1 protein-coding gene is annotated in these 760 nt (G+C 73.4%); it reads left to right on the plus strand.

The window, feature by feature from the left end:
• Positions 1-228 precede the first annotated feature (228 nt).
• A partial coding sequence (locus AC27IQ_RS26180; RefSeq protein WP_487091390.1) for an FAD-dependent oxidoreductase occupies positions 229-760 on the plus strand: 532 nt, incomplete at its 3' end.

Genomic DNA, 760 nt, shown 5'->3' on the forward strand with positions numbered 1-760 from the left:
CACCTACCGCCTCACGTTCGACGTGGCGGGCTATTTCCGCAGCAGCGCCGCGCCGACCGCATGGCGCTGCAGCGTTCCGTGCGCCGCGGCGAGGACTGCTGATCCGCCGGTGCTCACCGGGCACCAGGCCGGCAGGGCACCGTGGACCGGACCCTTTCGTGGAAAAATGGCACGACCGGGTCCGGCCCACACCCCCTCTCCTCCTCGCTGCCCTGCGCAGCCGCACACATGCCCGCCACAGCCCTCGCCACTCCCGCCCTTGCCGACGACGCCACCCAGGCCAGAGCCACCGGGCCTGCCGACCGGCGCCGGCACGTCGTGGTGATCGGGGCCGGCATCGTGGGCACGGTGTGCGCGATCGAGATGCTGCGCTCCGGCCGCCAGGTCACGCTGCTCAACCCCCATGCCCCCGCTGGCGAAGAAGCCACGAGCTACGGCAATGCGGGCTGGCTGTCTTCCCACTCCATTCTTCCGCCCGCAGGGCCCGGCATGTGGAAGCAGGTGCCTGGCTACCTGCTGGACCCGCAAGGCCCGCTCACCGTGCGCTGGGGCTACCTGCCCCGCGCCCTGCCGTGGCTGTGGCGCTTCTTGCGCTCGGGCCGCACGCCTGCGCACGTGGCCCGCACCGCGCATGCCCTGCGCCAGTTGCTGCGCGATGCGCCGGCGCTGCATGCCCGGCTGGCCGGCGAAGCCGGCGTCCCGCATCTGGTGGCCCAGCGCGGCCTGCTGCACGCCTACCGCTCGCGGGCGGACTTCGAGG

The sequence above is a fragment of the Acidovorax sp. KPB24-07 genome, assembly GCF_057543315.1.